Here is a 19,567-nt window from a genome sequence, read left to right on the forward strand (position 1 = left end):
AAATATAAAGCTATATTGTAACCTTATAGTTATTAAAATGGTATCATTTTAGTGAGTGTCAAGCCTAGTAATTTAAAGCCAAACTAAAACTTTACCGCTTTTACGCCATGAATAATGAACTGGAAGACTAATTTCAGAAAAGAACTTGTTTAGGTTCCCATCCCTATCAGCTATCGGACAAATCTTAAGCGAATGCTTAGTATTAGTGTTATTTGATAGAAATGGAATGCCTTCAGGAATCTGCGAATGATTAATGCTAAAATTAATCTTATGACCTTTCTTGACCACGGCCAAATGATTTTTAAAATTAAATACTCGTAGCCCTCCGCTAAAGCTTAATGGCCCAATACTCGAAGACTTTACAAGAGAGCGTAGCTTATCAAACTGTGAATGAGTTCGCCCTTTTGATGAATGAGATTGTGAAAGAATCGCCTGCTCAATGCCCTCACTAATTTCACCATTATATGAAATCACGATCCCCCACTGACGCTGAATAACCTTGAAGTCTTGTGCACGACTAAGCTCTTTTTTAATCATTTTCAGCTTATTCATGCGATTACAATAGTGTTTAAGGTGTCCAGGAAAGCGTGGAGCAATCTGATTTGCAACAAGACTTCTTATAAAGTTGCGTTCGTAGCGTAGGTCTTTATTAGAGGCATCTTCAAGCCACTCTAGCTTGGCCAATTTAGCATACATGAGAATCTGTTTCTTAGAGAATGCAAAAAGTGGCCTATAAATATTGCCATTACGATACGGCATACCTAAATCAATCTGCTTTGCCGAAGATTTAAACTGCTGCATAAGTGACCATTCAAAGCAGTCATCAAGATGATGACCAGTAAGAAGTAACTCTCCCGCTGCTAGATTCGACAATAATAGTTGATACCTTTTTTGGCGTGCAATAGATTCGAAATTCCTTGTCTTTAAAGATAAGTGTTCAACCTTATATGTCTTAAATTCGAGGCCATGTCTGTTAGCAAAACTTGATATCAGCTCAACTTCGTCTTCAATCTCTTTTCTTGTGCCATGATCAATATGTAGAAGTCTAAGTTTCTTGGCCCCTGCTTGAACCAGTAGATGCGCCAAAACCATAGAATCAACGCCACCACTACATGCAACGGCCATAGGTCGAGATAGATCAAGGCCCATATCAACGTTGAATTTCTTAAAATGAGAAATCATCTTAGCTTCAAGCGAATGTGATTTTTTTTGTTTAGGTTTTAGATTCATCGCCATTATTTTCACAAAATTTAACTTTTTGATAAATTATAATATTGACATACGAGGCGCAAGTCATTAATATCCTAATCAATCGAAATGTGCGAATGTAGCTCAGTTGGTTAGAGCGACGGATTCATATCCCGTAGGTCGGCAGTTCAAATCTGCCCTTTCGCACCATTCTCTTCTTATCTAATTCCAATAAATTACAAATTACTTCTTAGACATAACAAATCAGTGTTTGTTCATTTATTATACAGTGTTCAGCTCGTTAACACTAACTTCCTAAACTAAATTTCAATACTTACACCACATTTCAGCAGTTTAAACTTTTTACACCCGTGAACTTGTTTCATTACACATGGCATCATTCATGCATCTATTCTAGTATCAAAACAAATAGGAATGACATGATTAAAGCGAAAAACGTAACTAAACATTTAATTTTACTGGCCTTACTAAGCCAGGCACAAGCTTTCGCACAGAACGAATCGGCAAAAATCTTTACAGAAGGGCTTAGCTCTACTCTAAAGACAGCAGGATTCAAAAATGTAGGGCTAGAGCTTGGGGCGGATTATGGTGCTCTTGATTCAAGAACTGATAAAGGAAGTGTTTATCAGACAAAGATGAACCTAGAGCTTGAAGCAGAGGTTGTTGAAAATATCGACTTTAACTTCAGTGGTGGTTTTAGCTATCAATCAGGTAACTCTTCTTCACAAGAAGCAGAAAGAGTTAAAACTTACAAGCCAAAGTTCACTTATGACTATGGTTATTTTGATTTTAGGCCACTTAGTTTTGTAAAGATCAGTGCAGGTGCTCTTGATAACTCAACTAAGCGTCAATATATCTCTCCATTCATTAACGGTGGAACATCGTTTATTGGTGCAAGAGAAGTGATTGCAACTAAGGTTGGAAACTTCTACCTTCGTCTTCAAGCAACACAAGCTAAGCCACAAAATGCAATTTTAAGAGAAACTTTTAATATTGATGATTCAGGTGATCCACAATTCTTCTCTGAGTCAGCAGACATTAGCTACCTTACAAAAGCTTTACGCATTGGTGGTGCTGTAGGTAGTTACCGCTACAAGAAACTTTCAGGTGATCTTGCTAACAAAGACTACTACTGGGGGAACTCTGTAAGCATCGGTACACCAATTGATCAAAGTCTATACCTTTATGACTTTACAGGAATCTTTGCTAATGCAGGAATTGAAATTACTTTAGGAGATAACTCTCTTAAGCTTTCAGGCTCATATATTAAAAACACTGAATCAGTAGTTCCAGATGATAAGAACACTGGTTACTCATACAGAGCAGATTTCAAAACAAATATGGGTGACAAGAAAATTACTCTTTCTGCCCTAGCATTTGAAAACCAAGCAGATACTGCTCCAGCTTTCTACCGTGGTGGAATCTTTTCAAATGACTACAAAGGATATGCCGTAGGATTTGAATTAGAAACACAAAAAGGATTTAGCACAGAATTTAATTATATTAATCGCACTGTACTTGGAAACCTTGACTCAGCGTACTTAATTGATGGTTACAGTGACGAACAAGTTTATACAATCTCCCTAAGGAAAGAATATGACATTTTGTAAGAACATGAAGAACATCACTCTCCTAAGCATCTCAATGCTTGCACTAACAACGCTTGTTAGTTGTGGAAGTGACACTTCCAACGACGAAAGACAGCAACTTGCAAGACAGCTTAAGGCTTCTGCAAATGAAAGTGCTCTTGTGTCTGTTTCACGCTTCACAGTAGAAGGAGTAACAGAAGATAAGGCATCGATGAAGTCAAGAATCGCTTACGGTAAGACGTTTCATGTAAAAGCATGTCTAAGTTCAAAACTTGGAAAGAGCTTACAGTACCAAACTTTCTACGTATCTGGTGAAAACTTTCAAACTGTAGGAAGAACTGCTGATGACAATAGCTGTATCTTTTGGGATGAGCCAATTACTATGGACTACTCTCTTCCAAACACTTACCTTCCAATGGGTGAAAGAGTAGTAACTCTTGCAACAAGTGCTAATATTTCATACGACCTAAAACTGTCGATGAATCAGTATACAAATAGCATTATTCACAGAAATAACTATGTGATGAAAACTTCTCTTAACAAGAACCGTCTAAGTGCAGACGAGATCATCAATGTTAAGAACGTAAAAATCACTCCTAAAGGTTTTGGTCAAGTTGATCCAAGAAATGATAATTTAATTATTGATCAAAAAGTTGTTGTAAATGGATGTTTAAACCTTAAGGCAAATGGTAGCTCACTATCAAACGAATTTGTTAAAGCAAGACTAATCAACCTTGAAAAACAAGAAAACGGTGAAGAGCATGCAGTAACTGAAATGTATGACATTACTGACGGTCAATTAGATGAGTCAGGTTGTGGTGAAATCAAGTTCTACCTTGAGCACGAAAGATACACAAACACTCGTCGTATTCCATTTAACCTAGAAATTGAAGTTCAAAATGAAACACTTCAAAATGCAAAAGTAACACGTGGACTATGTCTTTACCCATGGTCAAATAACGGTTGGATTTTTGCTGAAGTTTCAAGAACTGGAAAGTGTGAAAAAGATAATAACAACCAAAGAGCAAGACTATTTGTTGATGAAGTTAACTATAGCTTCCTTGGACACGATAATAATAATGGTTTCCACCTTAACAAGAACCTTGATCTAGTAATTGAGAAGTCATTCATTGTTAAGATGTACCCAAAAGTTAACTACGGTAACTACGTACACCACATGAACCCAATTGAGCCTTTCTACCAAGGAAAGCTTAAGCTAGAAGTATACTTCCTAGCACCACTACAGGGTGATATTGATTTAACAAATGAGAACAAGCACAAGTTTAAACTTATCTCAGTTGCTTCACGTGAAGTAGAAGTAGAAAACAACTTACTAAAGGCAAGAATTGATATGCCAATCAAGTTTGTGGACATGCCATATATCCACACGAGAACTTATGCGGCAATTAAACTTTCACCGATCTTAAGAGAAGGAGATGATCCAAGAAATGCACCTCGTCCAGCTTGGGCAGCAGGTACATTCCACGCATCATCAAAGTCTTTTCACTCAATCCTTCACACTCAACTTCAAGTGACGGATAAGTTTGAAGAGCAAGATTTCACAAATACAAAAATTGATAAGAAAATGAATGAAATGGTACAACTTGAGAACTACCTAGAGAAGCTATCAAACGATGTAAAAGGTGTGACAAAGAAAGATATCATTGCAGCTAAACTAGCTCCTCGTTACAACAAAAGTTCTGAGGCGATCTTCTCTGACGAACTTAAGAAGCACGAGCTTTTTGATGAGACAATTAAAGTTGATCACACTGGACTGAACAAAAAACTTATTGAAGAAAATAAGCTTACGACGACTGAAATCTCTAAGCTATACGAAGACCAATACGACTCAGCAACACTTGCTAAGCTATGTGGGACATTCTTTAGCCAAGAAAAAACAGGTCTAATCTGGAAATCTTACTCAGACTACAATATGAAAAAGTGTATTGAGTCTCCATGGGAATTCATGATGATTACACCAGTAAGTCACGTACAAGAGATTCTTTCAAAACCAAGAGTTAGCCACTCGAATACTATTAGAATCTCTAAATCAACTGGTAGCGGAACTTACTTTACTGAAAACAGAAGAGTTGGATTCTCTCACGGATATAAAACAGGTGTTGGTGCAAAACTTGACTTCAAACTTCCATTTGGAGAAAAGTTACCAGTAAGCGGTGGAGTTGGTGTATCAGCAGGATACGACTGGTCAACGGCATGGTCACTAGATCGTTCAAATGGTGATAACAATAGAAGTGACAGCGGACAATCAATTGATCTATACGCTGAAGCAATTACACTAAACTTTGAAGCAAGAACACACCAGTGTTTTATGATCGAAGGAACATCAAAGTTTAAAGCAGAATGGATCTCTGATAAGTATCCATCAAATCACGGACTTGGTGGTAGATTAGTTTACAACACTGTTAACAATCCGATTCGTTACAAAGTATGTAAACCAAGTGCAGGAAAAGAAAGACTAGAAGAAACATGGTACTTTACAGGTGAAGGTTTCCAATTCAACTCAATCTTAAGAGATAGACTTGGAATGACTGAAAACCAATACACAATGATGTTTAGAGGAAGAAAGACACTTTATAAGTTTACTGACTTCCTAGCAAAAGCTTCAAGCTCGATGTTTAACATCAAAGAAAGAAAGACTCAGTCACCAGATGTTTATATGCTAGATGTGTACAAGAGTTATAAAGAAGCATTTGATAGCAACCACGACTTAATCGATGACCAAGCAATTCCAGGTACGGTTGAGAAGTATGACCCAATTAAAAATGGCGGAGACCACAACTTCTCAGAAGACAAGTGTGAACTTCCACCAGATCAGTACAATCACGCATCAATTGATTTTTGCTAGAAATAAAAAAGGCCTCTAAAGAGGCCTTTTTCTATTTTAATTACTTTGCTTCAAAGCTGTCATATTTGGAAAAGATATAATCAAGAGTATCATCATCCACATCGCGGTAAAGACATACCCCTAATTCCATAAGATAAATTTTTAAGTGCTCACGAGGATCAACGTTAGGATATTTCTTCTTTAGAAGTTCAAATAACTCGGCCTCGGCTTCCACAATAATATCAGACAATTCATTACCAGCACCCTTATTGATCATATAAAGTGCTAACAGATATGGCATTTGAATGATTTGCTTTCTAACTATTTTAATACGCTCACGAATTCCAACAGAGTTTTCCTGAGATAGGTTAAAGATACGAGCAATCATATACTTAACCGCTTCCTTAAGGATTACATCCTTTTCCTTGCCTAAATAATAATAGATGAGTGAGCGAGTAACATCTGCCTCTTTGGCCACCTCGGCGATTTTCCAGTTAAGGTGCCCCTTAGCAACTTCTAATTTGGTTACTGCATTTAAAATTCGATAATGTACTTCTTCACTTTTATTGCTTGTCATAAATAAATCTCTCTATACCCGATAATAATACTTAAGTTTTAAAAGGTAAAATCCGATAAAAATTTATTGAGTCATGTTCAATTTTGATTATTTAGCTATTTATATTTTTCAGAATTGTGGGGGAAAACAATGAAAAATCAGAAACTTACAGGGATCGCCGGAGCGATTATCGTCTCTACCTTGCTAGTATCTTGTAATCAGAAGTCTTATCGAATGCCAAGTTCATTAAAGAGCTCAAAGTTTGAATCCCTCATGCACGAGATGCACGAACAGGTATCCAAGGGCGTAAAATCTCCTGCAGAATGTGCGACAAAGACTGAACATTACTACAATCGCCTCTTTTCCATTAAATCAACAGATATCGATTTTTCTGAATTCTCGCAGTATCAAATGCAAGATTTCGTGAATGCATCCTTTAATATTCGCCTTGATCTCAAGGAGAAATTAAAAGATCTCAATAGTACTAAGGAACTTGATCAAGATGAAAAGCAATGTCTTAAGGGTGTAAAAGATATTTTTAGGGCCCTACGCTATCTTGAGGACTACTTTATCGAGTCCTACTATGCCTCAAGGCCTAAGGGAAAAGTACCGCGCCAATTTAGCACATTAAATTTTGATGGCGACTCTCCTATTCACTTTATGGTTAATCCTGAATATAGTTTTTCAGGCCCGAGAGATCTCAAATCAGGAGATATTATTCTATCACGCGGGAATGCCTACTCAAGTGCCGCTATTGCTCGAATCGGCGATGATGACCATCAATTTTCACACTTAACATTAGTATATAAAGACAAGAAGACAGGCGAGCTTTTCACGTCAGAGGCCCATATCGAAGTGGGTAATGTTGTTGCTCCCTTTCAAGTACACCTTGATCAGGCAAATTCTAGAACTGTTGTCTTTCGTCACAAAGACGCTAAATTAGCGCATTTAGCGGCCAAAGAGATGCATGAGCGTTTCTCTAAATTTACTAAGAAACACGATAAAAATATCCCATACGACTTTGCCATGGACTATAACGATGACTCGCAAATCTTTTGCTCTGAAGTTATTTATCATGGTTACAAAGTTGCCAGTGAAAAGCTTTCTGGAACAGCTATGGATATCCCAGAGTTTAAAACGAGCTTTAACCCGGCCCTACTTTCATTTCTACAAGACTTTGGTCTCCAAGTGACAAGTGAAAATATCGCAAAGTTTAAAACATTCGGCCCTGGCGAAATTCAATTTGATTCACGCTTTGATCTCGTTGCCGAATGGAGAAACCCAGATAAACTTAAGGATACACGTTACAAAGATGCGATTCTTTCAAAGATTTTTGAATGGATGGAAAAGGAAAGATATGAATTTGATCCTAGCTTTGGAACAAAACTAGGTAATGATTTTGCTTGGCTTGCACGTCGTTCAGTTATCAGTCGCGGTATTATTAAATTTGTAGCAGGTGTAAACTTAGAAGAGAAATTTCCACTCAATCTAGGTTCAAAACAGATTGATCTCTTTGTTGTTCTAGACCAAGTTGGTGAGAAGCTCTACGAAAGGATTGCAAAGGCGGAGAAAGAAGCAGGAGGAATCCTCTCTTTTAATGAAATGTTTCAAGAACTTGAGAGTTACCGAAAAGAAGACTTAGATAAGTACACAAAATATATTGAAGACAAGAAGTATAATCAAAAGCTTCAAATGCAAGGTGGTCGACGCAATGGCCCAAGAAGACGCCGCTCATTAAGTAGGCCTGATTTCCACCACTTATTTCACAACTAAAGCTAAAGGGTTAATTCGCACTTTAAGAGTTAAGTAAATTACGCTATATTGGCCGCATATGAAAACGGTCAATATAGCAATTAAAAACGCCCACAACGAGCTATGCGCTCACCCACTTTATTCAAATATCAACGATATTGATGATGTGAAAATTCTTATGAAGTGGCACGTCTTTGCAGTATGGGATTTCATGTCTCTATTAAAAGGCCTTCAACGTGAAGTGACATGTGTGACAACGCCATGGATGCCTTCAAAGTATGACAAAGAGTGCGTTCGTTTCATTAACGAGATTGTTCTAGGTGAAGAAAGTGATGAAGATCTAAACGGTGGCCATATTGATCACTTCACAATGTATTTAAATGCGATGAAGGAAGTTGGTGCTGATACAACGCCAATTGAAAACTTCTTTAGTGATTTCTCATTTGATGAGCTCCCTCAAGAGATCGCAAAATTTACGGCATTTAACCTAAACCTTGTCACTAACGCCCATCCAAGTGCCGTTGCTTCAGCATTCTTTTATGGAAGAGAAAACCTGATCCCTGATCTGTTTCAACCATTTGTGAATGTTTTAGAAGAAAAGAATATTGATGCTCCATATTTTAAACACTACCTTGTTCGTCATATTGAACTTGATGGTGACGAGCATGGTGACCTTGCGGGAAAACTTCTTTCACAGCTTTGTGACACTGCTGAAAAAGAAGAACAAGCGACGCAAGTAGCTCTTGATTCACTTAAACTTAGAGCACAGATGTGGGATTATGTTCTAGAAGAAATTAGAGCAAACCGTTCAGAAAACTTAGAGCCTATCCACTAATTCTTTTGCTAGAGAAACTCCAGCGCTCCAACCGTTCTTATACAGAGCGTTTAGAGCGTAGACACCTTCACAAACCTCACCACAAAAAGGTGTGCGTCTCTTACCTTTATGACGAATTCCTGTGTGAATCATTGGTTTTTCAAGATTTTTAAATTCAGGAAATAAGCCTTGAAAGATTTCTAGTTTCTCATACACTTCTTTAGGAGAATGAAGATGAGAAAGCCCCTCAATTGAATTTGCACCAAATAGTAGAAGATTATCCTGAGCACGATAAATAAGATTAAAGTGACCACGAGAAATCACAAAGGATTCTTCGTTTAAATCGATATCCCAAGTAAAGTAAGTGCCTTTAACAGGCTTGCCCTCTGGTAAACTCTTATCTTTAAAGATTAATGACGTGTAGGCACTTGTTGCTAAAATAATTTTTTGAGCATTGAAGCTTCCAATATTAGTCTTGAGCTCGCCTTTATTAACGCCACTAACTCTTGCCCTAATTTGTTCGACATCAGTTTTAAAGAAATTAAGGAATTCATCAGGATTGATAACATATGCATCTTTAGCAACAGTCTGCTGATTCTTAAACTCAATAAAGTCTGCACCATAACGGGCCTCAAATTGCTTAAACTTTAGAGGATCCTCTTTAATATTTGGAGGAAGATAGAATTGTTTGCAGCTATAAACTCCAGATGGCCTATTTATTTCAACGAAGTCTTTTAAGAATTCATGAGCATGAAAGAGAATATTTCCAAGCTTCGAAATCCCTTCTTCAAATAATCCGAATGATACAACGCTTGTCGTGCGTCTCGAACAAGCTGGAAACGCCTCGTCATCATATACTTGAGCGATTCGTGCCGTTGGATATTTTTTTGTTAAGAAATATAAAATGGCGCGGCCAGCAATGCCATCACCAACTACTAAATAATCGAATTCATTTGTCATAATAACTTCTTACATCAATATTTTTAAGTTAACCAGTCGAATTTACTCAAGTTTTCCATTGTCATTCCAAATTCAATAACTATACAATTTTAATTCAAATTTAGTTAATGGAGTATGAATTATGTCAGAGACGACAGAAAAAGCAGCAAAAAACCCAATGGATATCATCGATCAAAATGCCGTCCTATTTTGTGTAGACAACACAGATATCACAGCGAAACAAATCATGGCCGTACTTGCCATGTTACTTGTTGAAGACTGTACTGTCCCATTCATCACACGTTACCGTAAAGATAAAACAGGTGGTTTAGATGAAGAACAAATCCGTCTAATCCAAGAAAAATACGACGAATATATTGAGCGTGAAAAACGCCGTGCTTTCATCCTTGAGGCCATCACAAAACAAGAGATGATGACACCTGAGATTGAAAAGAAGATTAAAGCAGCGACAAATATCAACCAACTTGAAGATATCTACGCGCCATTTAAGTCAAAGAGAAAAACAAAAGCACAAATTGCTAAAGAAGCTGGGCTTGAGCCATTTGCAATCCTAATGAAGACTTCGAAGCTTCCTATGCCAGAGCTTGCAAAAGAGGCCTTAAAATTCATTAATAAAGATAAGAAAGTTGCAACTTTTGAAGATGTATTAAAAGGAGCATGCGATATCATCATTGAAGAAATCGCACACGATACAGAGCTGAAAGAGACTCTTCGAAATGATTACTGGGCACAGGCAATGATTAAGTCATCACCAAGAAAAGGTTATGAGGAAATCAAAGACTGGCAAAAATACAAAGACTATTTTGAGTATGAACAAAAAGTAGCGGATCTTCGTGATCCAAAAGCGGCCCACAGATTCCTAGCAATCCGTCGTGCACAAACAGAAAAAATTCTGAAAGTAGAAATCGTATTTGATGAAGAATACGCAAATAATATGATTCTTTCAAAACACTTTGCTGACACTGGTGTTACAAGCTACAAAGCACTAGTTGACTGTGCTTCAAAGGCCTACAAAAACTATATTCACTCTTCACTTGATTTAGAAATCAAGGGTGAGCTTAAGAAGCTTTCAGATGAATCTGCAATTGACGTTTTTGGTGTAAACCTTAAAAACCTACTTCTTCAACCATACCTAGGACCTAAGACGGTTCTTGCACTTGACCCAGGTGTTGTAACGGGATGTAAGACAGTTGTTGTCGATAACACAGGTAAGTTTGTTGTTGATACTGTTGTTTACCCTCACCCACCAAGAAATCAGGTTCGTGAGTCAGCAACAATTCTAAATGCCATGATTGAGCAATTCAATGTTGAGTATATCGCTATTGGAAACGGAACTTTTGGACGTGAGACTCTTCAATTTGTTGAAGATAACGTCACAGCAGTTAAAGATGGAAAAGTTAAAGCAACAATGATCTCAGAAGATGGTGCTTCAATTTATTCCGCATCTGCAATTGCAAAGAAAGAATTCCCTGATAAAGATGCAACAGTAAGAGGTGCAATTTCAATCGGACGTCGTTTCCAAGATCCACTTGCTGAACTTGTAAAGATAGACCCAAAATCAATCGGTGTTGGCCAGTATCAGCACGATGTAAACCAAATCAGACTTAAGAAGTCACTAGATGGTGTCGTAGAAAGCTGTGTAAACTTTGTTGGTGTTGATATTAACACTGCTTCAGCTCCTCTACTTTCTTTTATCTCTGGTATTGGACCGACTGTTGCGGGCAATATTGTTAAGCACAGAGATAAGAACGGTCTATTCTCAGATAGAAGTGAAATCTTAAAAGTTTCACGTTTTACAGATAAGGTATTCCAACAGGCCGCAGGATTCCTACGTGTCTACAATGGTGCAAACCCGCTAGATGCAACATTCATCCACCCAGAAAACTATGAAATGCTAGAGAACTGGGCACAATCGAAAGGCTTCACACTTGAGCAGTTAACAACAGATAATGCTGTTGCAAACCAACTTAAATCAGATAAGGACCTAATTGCAAAGCTTGGCGAGTTCACAGTTAATGATATCTACAAATCACTAACAGCTCCTTCTCAAGATCCACGTACAGAATTCAAGACGACGGAATTTAGAAAAGATGCACGTGAAATTAAAGATATTAAAATTGGTGAGCGATACCCAGGTATCGTAAAAAACATCACTCAATTTGGTGCCTTCGTTGATATCGGTATCAAAGAAAACGGCCTTGTCCACGTTTCACAAATGGCAGACCACTTTGTTGATAATGCTCTTGATGTTCTTAAAGTTGGACAAGAGGTTTCAGCAGTTGTTCTTGATGTTGATATGGATAGAAAGCGTATTGCCCTATCTCTTAAATCAGATGGTGCAGAAGAAGCAAAAACTTATGAGCGCCCTTCAGGTGGACCTCGCCAGAGTAAACCACGCGGTGGTGGAAAGCCTAAGATGCCAAAGCAAAACGATGCACCTTTAAAGAATAATGCATTTGCGGCGCTTGCAGGATTTAAAGTAAAGTAGGTGCGCCATTGTCTGCTCATAGGCCAGACTATTGGAGGCAACTATAATTGTATCTGAAGCAATAAAAAACTAACTTAATAAAAACAAAAGGGCCCGGTATGGGCCCTTTTATAATCAGATATATAACTTTTAAAAATTATTTACACGAAGAAACTTTTCTCTTAACAGATCTTAAAAGACTCTTTGTCCAAGAACCAAATAGTGGCTTCTTAGTAAGCTTGTAAGAAGACTCTACCTCTTGAACAATCTCTCCATCATTTATAACAAGATCCTTTAGCTTAACACTTGTATAAGCTCCTCTGTAGTGATGTACATCAGAGAAAATTGTCATATAACTCACACTACCTTCTTGTGGTAATTCATTTAAGTTACTGATTTTTGTGAAAGTATAACCTTTATCTTCATAAACTTTCATAACTTTCTGTGTTACATCAGTTCGTCCATCAACATCTGAAAGAACTAAGAAATAATGGCAATCATTCGAACTTGCATTAATGTTAGAAATAACCATTAAAGCAAAAACTAGTTTTAAAATATTCTTCATTTTCTGACCTCTCTGTTATTAATCAATTCTTTCTAAATTTACTCTTAATCCCATTCCAGTGTTAAGATCGATTGTGATCATATCCTGAATACCCATTTGCTTCCAAAAAACTAGATCAACTTTGTGGTTTTCTTCTTCATAGATCATACAGCTGAAAACGATAGATCCATTTTCAACACGATCTTTTTCACAAGTTGTATCAACAGCAAGCTGACCAGCATAATTCATCTTAAGATTGTATTTCTCACCAGCTACGATTTGCGTAACTTCAACATTCTCATTTCCAACGAGGGCCTTATCCATTTCATTTTGACCTGAGTATGTAGCCGAATAAGCTGAAAATGCAGTCAGTGATAGTAGAACGAGTAATAATTTTTTCATAAATAATCTCCATTACTATAATTTCTTGAATTTACTTTCTTAACTAAACAAGTTCACAATACAGTATAAAGAGAAATAGTGTGAAAAATTGAAATAAATATACATATGATCAAAAAATAAACGAATCTAACTATCTGAAATTTTATCGGTGCGGGATAAGGATGAGTTCGCTTGTGTTGTAACCAAGCTCATCTAATTGCTTGATGGCCTTAGCAACTGTTTTAGAAGCATAGTCATTGCTGTATTTTCTAGACATGATCCACAGGTACTTTTCATCAGGGACGCCGATGGCCACCCACTCGTACTTTGGATCAAGAGCAACGACAAGGTAATCAAATTTAAGAGGCCAAAAAAGCTGAATCTTCCAATGGGCATTGGTTTTTGTATCCTCGATCCAGGCCTTTTGTGTGAGGACTTTTTGTTCTCCATCTAGAGAGTCTTTATTAAAAACAAAGTTAACGTCGATACGCTTCTCTTTTTCATTCCACGTATAAGTCTCAACTGAATTATGTTGGCCTTCTTCTAGAAATGTACCTCTTGCCGCTAGTACGAACCAATCCCCCATGAAGCGATCAATATCAACATAGTCCACTGTTTTATGATAAGTAGTCGAGCTACAACTTAAGAGAAAGAAAGATACGATTAAGATAAGAAACTTCAAAAGGCCTCCTACTATTTGGATTACCACCACTTCTTTGTAACATATTCTTGTTCATCAAAAGAGACAATTTCTCCTAACTTTGGTGCCATTAGCTTAAGAACACCTTGCTGAGCATATTCATCTAACTTTAAGATCGGATCATCCCATGTATGAAATGAAAGTGAAAATGCACCCCAATGAATTGGGAAATAGTACTTAGCGTTGATATCGGCATAGGCCTTTGGCCATTCTTCAGGAAGCAAGTGAACCGCAAACCAATCTGGGTTATATTGACCTGATTCCATGAACGCTACATCAAATGGCCCTAGACGAGCTCCAATTTCTTTAAAATGAATATCGTAGCCAGTATCACCACTAAAGTAGAGATTATTATTTTGAGTCTTTACAACCCACGATGCCCACAGAGTCGTATTCTCATGGTCCTGGTCACGCCCAGAGAAATGCTGAGCGGGAGTTGCAGTAAATTTTATGCCTTCAAAATCCACATCTTGCCACCAATCAAGTTCAGTAATACGAGAGTCATCTATTCCCCATCTTTTAAGATGTGAACCGACTCCAAGAGGCGTAATAATTTTGACGTCTTTCTTTTTGGCAAAGAATTTCATCGTTGTCATATCAAGATGATCGTAGTGATCATGAGAGATAATAATATAATCAATTTCTGGAAGTTCTTCTAAGCTAAGAACAGGAGGTGCAAAGCGCTTAACGAATAAAGGTACCGGAGAAGAAGAACCTGAAAAGATTGGATCAATTAGAACAATCTTTGAATCGACATTTAAAAGAATCGTTGAGTGTCCAAACCAAATCGATTTAACGTGATCTGACTTTTCTAAGAACTTCTCCATATCAGGCTTTATAGAAGGCAAAGATTTTTCAGGATAGCGCCCTCCGCCCTTTCCTAAGAATTCAATAAACTTAGAAAAACCAAAACCATCTTTTTGAATGGGTTGCTCTTTAGTAATATTAGGTCTGCGGTTTATAAAGATTTGCTTAGAGGCATCAAAGTTTTCCGACTTTTCAAAGCTTCTTAACTCATTCTTATTCGGGTGGGCCCCGAGTGAAGACATAAACACAGAGGCAACTTTACTCATACCTGTACATCCAGAAAAACTTAATAAAATAAATAATAGAAGAAAATGTTTAAACATTAAGTTCCTACTTTTTTGACAAAACTAATGAAATTCCCATTATCCTTGAAAAATCTCCAATTGGAAAAAAGAGTGAAGATTACTGTAATAATCACTGGCACTAGAAATGAGAAGACGAACGACGATCCAGTAAAGCGTACTGGAAGTGAACGATCAACAAACATGGCCGGCATGATAACAGGAGAAAACTGCGCTAATAGCTTTAATACAATAAAACTCAGAAGATTACCTAAAGCAATTGCACAAACTGTAATAATGGCAATATTAAGTCCCCCATACTTCTTAATCTGATCCATACTCATTCCAAGGATCCAAAAAGAAGCAAAGTCATTTCTAACTCTTGCATAGAAAATTGAAAGCCCTGAGATAATCGAAAATGTAACAAGAACAATCGTTGCTAAAAATAAAAAGAGAACCACATTATTTTCTAGCGCCAGAGCATAAACAAGATTCTGATTTAACTGTTCCCATGTTTTAAAGCTTGCACCTTTTGAAGTTAAATACTGCTTGAGCTCTCCTGCTTCAGCGGCACCCAAAACACTATAAACCCTCAGTTTATTATAACGACGTGACTTTGCGATTGAAAATGCACTATAAGCATGTCCCCAGGCGTGAAGTTCGTCGATATCTGGGTCCATTGAATCAGTGAAATTTTCAATCATCAGTGACTTAAAACGAGGAAGCTCACCAAAGAAAACATCTGTATGGGCCGGAGAAATAAATTGAATCTTATCATCAAGTCCTGCATAAATCTTTCGACCTAAATAAGGTGATAAGAGGATTTCTTCTCTTGCAGGCCAATGATCAATGGCCTTAGGTAAAATCGTAGAAGTCTCACTTGCAACACCATGAAAAATAACAGGTGCTAAGTAGCCTTCAAGACGAATAAGGCCCTCTATTTCATACTCAAATGAATATCTTAATTTATTATCATCTAAGTAAGACTGTGTTTTTTCAAAGTCGAGACCTTTTGGAAGATCAATAATGTATCGGCCAAGAGTTTGCTTTCCACGCTCGATGCGATTGGTTTGAAGTCCTTTAAGAACTGACTGAACACTTAGGAGTGAAAAGCTTGATATGATAAGACTCGCCAAGGCCATAATAAGTAGCCTTTGGCGAGTCTTAGCTTTAAATAAGTAATTTAGAAAAAATCTAAAAAAACTTAGAAACATTTAAACTATAACTCGTAAAAAGTTGAGTTTTCATCAGCAAGCTTATTAATAAGTGCGCATGGAGTGAACCTGGCCTTACTTACACTTTCAGAAAACTTAAGCATTTCATCTCTTAAACGAGCGATCCCTTGAGTGTCTGCATATCTTAGAAGACCTCCTCTAAACGGAGGGAAACCGATACCAAAGATTAGACCTAAATCAACGTCTTTTGCTTTTGCAACGATTTTATCTTCAAGTGTTGTAGCAGCTTCATTAATCATTGGAAGAAAGATTCTCATTTGAATCTCTGTTTCACTCAGCTTCTTAGACGCTTTTGGAAGCATATTCCAAGCTTCCTGGTTAGGACCAGTTGGCTTACCTTTTTCATCGTATAGATAGAATCCCTTAGCATTTTTCTTTCCAAAGAATTCTTTTTCAAGCATTTGCTTTCCAATACCATTTGAAGCTTGACGCTCCCCTAGTCCGTCATAAATAATTTTAGAAACTTTATCACCAACATCAATTCCAACTTCATCAAGAAGTCTAAATGGGCCCATTGGCATACCAAAGTTTAGACAAGCATCATCGATATCTTTGATTGAAACACCTTCTTCTAATAAGAAGCCTGCTTCATTCATATATGGCATAAGAATTCGGTTAACAAGGAATCCTGGGCCATCGTTAACAACAACTGGAATCTTCTTAACTTTTACTACCCAATCATAAAGTGACTCAATCGTTTCATCAGAGACACCATCGTGTTTAATAATTTCTACAAGTGGCATCATGTGAACAGGGTTAAAGAAGTGTAGACCTGCAAATCTTGAGTTATCTTCAAGCGCACTTGCCATCTCTTGAACTGAAAGAGATGAAGTGTTTGAAGTAAGGATCGTGTCTTTACGAACTTTAGTTTCAGTTTCAGCAAAGACCTTCTTTTTAATATCCATATTTTCAACAACGGCCTCAATCACAAGGTCTGTGTGTTCAAATCCACGGTAATCTGTTTGAGCACTGATTGATCTCATTTTGCGCTCAAAATCATCGTGAGACATACGCTTTCTTTTTACTGCACCAGCAAAGTTACTTGAAGCTTGTTTAAGACCGAGCTCAAGTCCTACCTGATTTAGGTCTTTCATGATTGGAAACATATCATTCTTTGCCATAAGCCAAGCGATACCACCACCCATTGTACCAGCACCAAGACAAGCACCACGACGAAGCTTTCTTCCAACGCCCTTGGCATCGTCCATTTTCTTAGATCCTTCCATTAGGAAGAAGATATGGCGAAGGTTCTTTGATTGTTCACCAATACATAACTCTCCAAAAGCCTGAGCTTCAGAAGTTAAGTAAGATGTGCGACCTTTCATTACTCCAGCTTCCATCACATCAAGAATTTTTAGAGGAGCTTGGTAGAAACCTTTAGTTTTCTTTAAAACTGATTCACGTGCCTTTTGAAAAATAATCTTCTTTGTGAATACATTATCAGTTGCAGCGTCTTGCATCTTATCCATGAATCCACGCTTATCAACTTTCTTCTTGAAATGGTTTGGTGCAAGATCAACAAGACGCTCTTTTGCGTATACCTCGTCAACAAGTCCAGATCTCTTTGCTTTTTTAGCGTTAAGAGTTTTTCCCGAAAGGATCATATCAAGAGCAGTTGGAAGCCCTACTGCTTTAGGTAGACGAAAAGTCCCACCAAATCCAGGAATTAGGCCAAGCTTAACTTCAGGAAGGCCAAGACCTGTTGCCTTGTCATCACTTACAATTCTTGATTTACAAGAAAGAGCAAATTCAAGTCCGCCACCAAGACACACACCGTGGATACAAGCAACAGTAGGCATCTTCAAGTCTTCAATGCGATTAAAGATTGTCTGACCTGCTTCAGCTCCTGCTTGTCCATCTGCTGCAGTATGCATGGTATCGAATAATTTAATATCTGCGCCTGCCATGAAACATCTGTCTTTGTGTGAAAAGAAGATTGCTCCATCTAGCTCTTTTTCTTTTGTATGAAGATCTTCAACGATATCTTGAAGCTCTTTTAATGTTTCTTCATCGAAAACAGTCATCGAAGCTTTGTCATTATAACCAAAGCCGATATATGCTTTCTTGTCCTTGATTTCAAAACTGATTCTCTTATATGTCATTGCTATATCCTATATTTTCTAAATTAATTACTTTTGTAAGTTCTCGATAATCATGGCACCACCTTGACCACCACCGATACAAAGTGAAGCAACACCAAATCCTGCTTTTCTCTTCTTTAGCTCATGAGCAAGAGTTACAATTAAGCGTGATCCAGTTGATCCTACTGGGTGTCCAAGAGCGATAGCACCACCGTTAACATTTAGTTTCTCAGCAGGAATCTCACCCCATAATTTATCAATACCAAAGAAGTCAGCAACTTTCTTATCAGTAAATGCTTTCTTAACAGCAATAATTTGTGCAGCAAAGGCTTCGTTAATTTCAATTAGATCCATTTGCTCAAGATTCATATTAGATCTTCTAAAGACACCATCCATTGCATGAAGTGGTCCCATTCCCATACGCTCAGGCTCTAGTCCATGGAAGTGATAATCAACAACTCTTGCAAGTGGCTCTAGGTTATATTTTTTTACGGCCTCTTCAGAACAGAAAAGAATCGCTGATCCACCATCTGTAATTGGACAGCTATTTCCAACTGTAACAGTTCCTGACTTACGATCAAAGTAAGGTTTCATTTTTGCAAGACCTTCAACAGAAGATTCTTTACGTGGCCCATGATCATTCATAAGTAATTTATCTAATTTTGAACCATAGATCAGTGGCACGATCTCATCAGCAAAACGACCTTCTTCAATGGCCTTAATAGCTTTATGGTGAGACTCATTTGCATAGATATCTTGCTCTTCACGAGTGATCCCAAGTTCACGTGCAAGTAGCTCTGCAGTTTGTCCCATATTTAGGCCACAAAAAGGATCCGTTAAACCTTGTTCAATTGCAATAATTGGAGAAAGGTATGCAGGTTTAAAAGTTGAAAGAACTTTTAATTTATCACCAGTTGTTTTTGCTTTCATAAGTGAAGCAAAAAGCTCAGTCATTTGCTTCCCATAAATAAGTGGCATATTTGACATTGACTCTACACCACCAGCAACAACGACATCACAACGTCCACTTGCTACTTTAATGAAAGCTTGAGAAGCGGCCTCAAGTCCTGAAGCACAATTTCTGTGAACAGAGTAACCAGAAGTCTTCTTATGAAGGCCTGCCTCTAGTGCAATAACACGTCCTACGTTTGGATACTTTGCAGGAGTACCTGTGTTTCCAAAAATAACCTCATCAACTTCATCGTCACCGATTGAAGTTCCATCCATAATATGGCGAACAAGGTAAGCACCTAAATAAGGGGCTTGAATATCTTTAATTATAGTTCCGGCTTTTGCATGAGGAGTTCTCACTGCCTCGACAATGTAGACTGGTTTCATTGATGATT

At 37.6% G+C, this 19,567-nt stretch carries 15 protein-coding genes and 1 tRNA gene; 6 read left to right on the top strand and 10 right to left on the bottom strand.

The features are described from left to right. Positions 1 to 72 precede the first annotated feature (72 nt). The gene (tilS, locus tag ACMAWV_RS08990; protein ID WP_412469529.1) at positions 73 to 1,230 is read right to left on the bottom strand and encodes a tRNA lysidine(34) synthetase TilS; all 1,158 of its coding nucleotides are present in this window, start codon (positions 1,228 to 1,230) and stop codon (positions 73 to 75) included. 91 nt (positions 1,231 to 1,321) lie between these two features. Here tilS and ACMAWV_RS08995 point away from each other — a divergent pair. The 3 genes from ACMAWV_RS08995 (at position 1,322) to ACMAWV_RS09005 (ending at position 5,664) form a co-directional block, all read left to right on the top strand. Continuing rightward, positions 1,322 to 1,398 (top strand) — tRNA-Met (locus ACMAWV_RS08995). Between the two features lie 230 nt (positions 1,399 to 1,628). Beyond that, entirely contained in the window at positions 1,629 to 2,819 is a 1,191-nt protein-coding gene (locus ACMAWV_RS09000; RefSeq protein WP_412469528.1) for a hypothetical protein, read from the top strand. Beyond that, entirely contained in the window at positions 2,806 to 5,664 is a 2,859-nt protein-coding gene (locus tag ACMAWV_RS09005) for a hypothetical protein (protein WP_412469527.1), read from the top strand. The genes ACMAWV_RS09000 and ACMAWV_RS09005 overlap by 14 nt, the downstream gene beginning before the upstream one ends. 40 nt (positions 5,665 to 5,704) lie before the next feature. Here ACMAWV_RS09005 and ACMAWV_RS09010 read toward each other — a convergent pair whose 3' ends face one another. Continuing rightward, complete coding sequence (locus ACMAWV_RS09010) at positions 5,705 to 6,220, bottom strand: TetR/AcrR family transcriptional regulator (protein ID WP_103217192.1); 516 nt, start codon at positions 6,218 to 6,220, stop codon at positions 5,705 to 5,707. Between the two features lie 129 nt (positions 6,221 to 6,349). On the opposite strand from ACMAWV_RS09010, the gene ACMAWV_RS09015 reads away from it, so the two are divergent. Together ACMAWV_RS09015 and ACMAWV_RS09020 are read left to right on the top strand one after the other, a co-directional pair. Further along, positions 6,350 to 7,972, top strand: a complete 1,623-nt coding sequence (locus ACMAWV_RS09015; RefSeq protein WP_412469526.1) for a YiiX/YebB-like N1pC/P60 family cysteine hydrolase — start codon at positions 6,350 to 6,352, stop codon at positions 7,970 to 7,972. A 58-nt stretch (positions 7,973 to 8,030) separates the two neighbouring features. Next, positions 8,031 to 8,786: a DUF3050 domain-containing protein gene (locus ACMAWV_RS09020; protein WP_412469525.1), complete on the top strand. Its 756-nt coding sequence runs from the start codon at positions 8,031 to 8,033 to the stop codon at positions 8,784 to 8,786. Here ACMAWV_RS09020 and ACMAWV_RS09025 read toward each other — a convergent pair. Further along, on the bottom strand, positions 8,769 to 9,725 hold the full coding sequence (locus ACMAWV_RS09025) for an FAD-dependent oxidoreductase (RefSeq protein WP_412469524.1): 957 nt from the start codon (positions 9,723 to 9,725) through the stop codon (positions 8,769 to 8,771). The two genes, ACMAWV_RS09020 and ACMAWV_RS09025, sit on opposite strands and share 18 nt — an antisense overlap. A gap of 121 nt (positions 9,726 to 9,846) precedes the next feature. On the opposite strand from ACMAWV_RS09025, the gene ACMAWV_RS09030 reads away from it, so the two are divergent. Continuing rightward, positions 9,847 to 12,213, top strand: a complete 2,367-nt coding sequence (locus tag ACMAWV_RS09030; RefSeq protein WP_412469523.1) for a Tex family protein — start codon at positions 9,847 to 9,849, stop codon at positions 12,211 to 12,213. 136 nt (positions 12,214 to 12,349) lie between these two features. On the opposite strand, the gene ACMAWV_RS09035 is transcribed toward ACMAWV_RS09030, so the two are convergent. From ACMAWV_RS09035 to ACMAWV_RS09065, 7 genes are all read right to left on the bottom strand, one after another. After that, positions 12,350 to 12,757, bottom strand: a complete 408-nt coding sequence (locus ACMAWV_RS09035; RefSeq protein ID WP_392992016.1) for a hypothetical protein — start codon at positions 12,755 to 12,757, stop codon at positions 12,350 to 12,352. Positions 12,758 to 12,775: 18 nt separating this feature from the next. Continuing rightward, positions 12,776 to 13,138 carry a hypothetical protein gene (locus ACMAWV_RS09040; protein WP_412469522.1) on the bottom strand — a complete coding sequence of 121 codons (363 nt, stop codon included), beginning with the start codon at positions 13,136 to 13,138 and terminating at the stop codon, positions 12,776 to 12,778. Positions 13,139 to 13,280: 142 nt separating this feature from the next. Further along, complete coding sequence (locus tag ACMAWV_RS09045) at positions 13,281 to 13,799, bottom strand: lipocalin family protein (RefSeq protein WP_412469521.1); 519 nt, start codon at positions 13,797 to 13,799, stop codon at positions 13,281 to 13,283. A 20-nt stretch (positions 13,800 to 13,819) separates the two neighbouring features. Further along, complete coding sequence (locus tag ACMAWV_RS09050; RefSeq protein WP_412475819.1) at positions 13,820 to 14,890, bottom strand: MBL fold metallo-hydrolase; 1,071 nt, start codon at positions 14,888 to 14,890, stop codon at positions 13,820 to 13,822. 56 nt (positions 14,891 to 14,946) lie between these two features. After that, positions 14,947 to 16,047: an ABC transporter permease gene (locus ACMAWV_RS09055; protein WP_412469519.1), complete on the bottom strand. Its 1,101-nt coding sequence runs from the start codon at positions 16,045 to 16,047 to the stop codon at positions 14,947 to 14,949. A 77-nt stretch (positions 16,048 to 16,124) separates the two neighbouring features. Next, positions 16,125 to 18,242 (bottom strand): 3-hydroxyacyl-CoA dehydrogenase NAD-binding domain-containing protein, encoded by a 2,118-nt coding sequence (locus tag ACMAWV_RS09060; RefSeq protein WP_412469518.1) that lies wholly within the window; start codon positions 18,240 to 18,242, stop codon positions 16,125 to 16,127. A 27-nt stretch (positions 18,243 to 18,269) separates the two neighbouring features. Continuing rightward, the gene (locus ACMAWV_RS09065) at positions 18,270 to 19,559 is read right to left on the bottom strand and encodes a thiolase family protein (RefSeq protein WP_412469517.1); all 1,290 of its coding nucleotides are present in this window, start codon (positions 19,557 to 19,559) and stop codon (positions 18,270 to 18,272) included. Between the last annotated feature and the right edge of the window lie 8 nt (positions 19,560 to 19,567).

Origin of the sequence: Halobacteriovorax sp. RT-1-1, assembly GCF_047085455.1 — a bacterium.
GTDB lineage: Bacteria > Bdellovibrionota > Bacteriovoracia > Bacteriovoracales > Bacteriovoracaceae > Halobacteriovorax_A.

Coding starts and splice junctions, on each gene's coding strand:
- tilS (WP_412469529.1), bottom strand. CDS start 1,230: ATGAATCTAAAACCTAAACAAAAAAAATCACATTCGCTTGAAGCTAAG.
- ACMAWV_RS09000 (WP_412469528.1), top strand. CDS start 1,629: ATGATTAAAGCGAAAAACGTAACTAAACATTTAATTTTACTGGCCTTA.
- ACMAWV_RS09005 (WP_412469527.1), top strand. CDS start 2,806: ATGACATTTTGTAAGAACATGAAGAACATCACTCTCCTAAGCATCTCA.
- ACMAWV_RS09010 (WP_103217192.1), bottom strand. CDS start 6,220: ATGACAAGCAATAAAAGTGAAGAAGTACATTATCGAATTTTAAATGCA.
- ACMAWV_RS09015 (WP_412469526.1), top strand. CDS start 6,350: ATGAAAAATCAGAAACTTACAGGGATCGCCGGAGCGATTATCGTCTCT.
- ACMAWV_RS09020 (WP_412469525.1), top strand. CDS start 8,031: ATGAAAACGGTCAATATAGCAATTAAAAACGCCCACAACGAGCTATGC.
- ACMAWV_RS09025 (WP_412469524.1), bottom strand. CDS start 9,725: ATGACAAATGAATTCGATTATTTAGTAGTTGGTGATGGCATTGCTGGC.
- ACMAWV_RS09030 (WP_412469523.1), top strand. CDS start 9,847: ATGTCAGAGACGACAGAAAAAGCAGCAAAAAACCCAATGGATATCATC.
- ACMAWV_RS09035 (WP_392992016.1), bottom strand. CDS start 12,757: ATGAAGAATATTTTAAAACTAGTTTTTGCTTTAATGGTTATTTCTAAC.
- ACMAWV_RS09040 (WP_412469522.1), bottom strand. CDS start 13,138: ATGAAAAAATTATTACTCGTTCTACTATCACTGACTGCATTTTCAGCT.
- ACMAWV_RS09050 (WP_412475819.1), bottom strand. CDS start 14,890: ATGAGTAAAGTTGCCTCTGTGTTTATGTCTTCACTCGGGGCCCACCCG.
- ACMAWV_RS09055 (WP_412469519.1), bottom strand. CDS start 16,047: ATGGCCTTGGCGAGTCTTATCATATCAAGCTTTTCACTCCTAAGTGTT.
- ACMAWV_RS09060 (WP_412469518.1), bottom strand. CDS start 18,242: ATGACATATAAGAGAATCAGTTTTGAAATCAAGGACAAGAAAGCATAT.
- ACMAWV_RS09065 (WP_412469517.1), bottom strand. CDS start 19,559: ATGAAACCAGTCTACATTGTCGAGGCAGTGAGAACTCCTCATGCAAAA.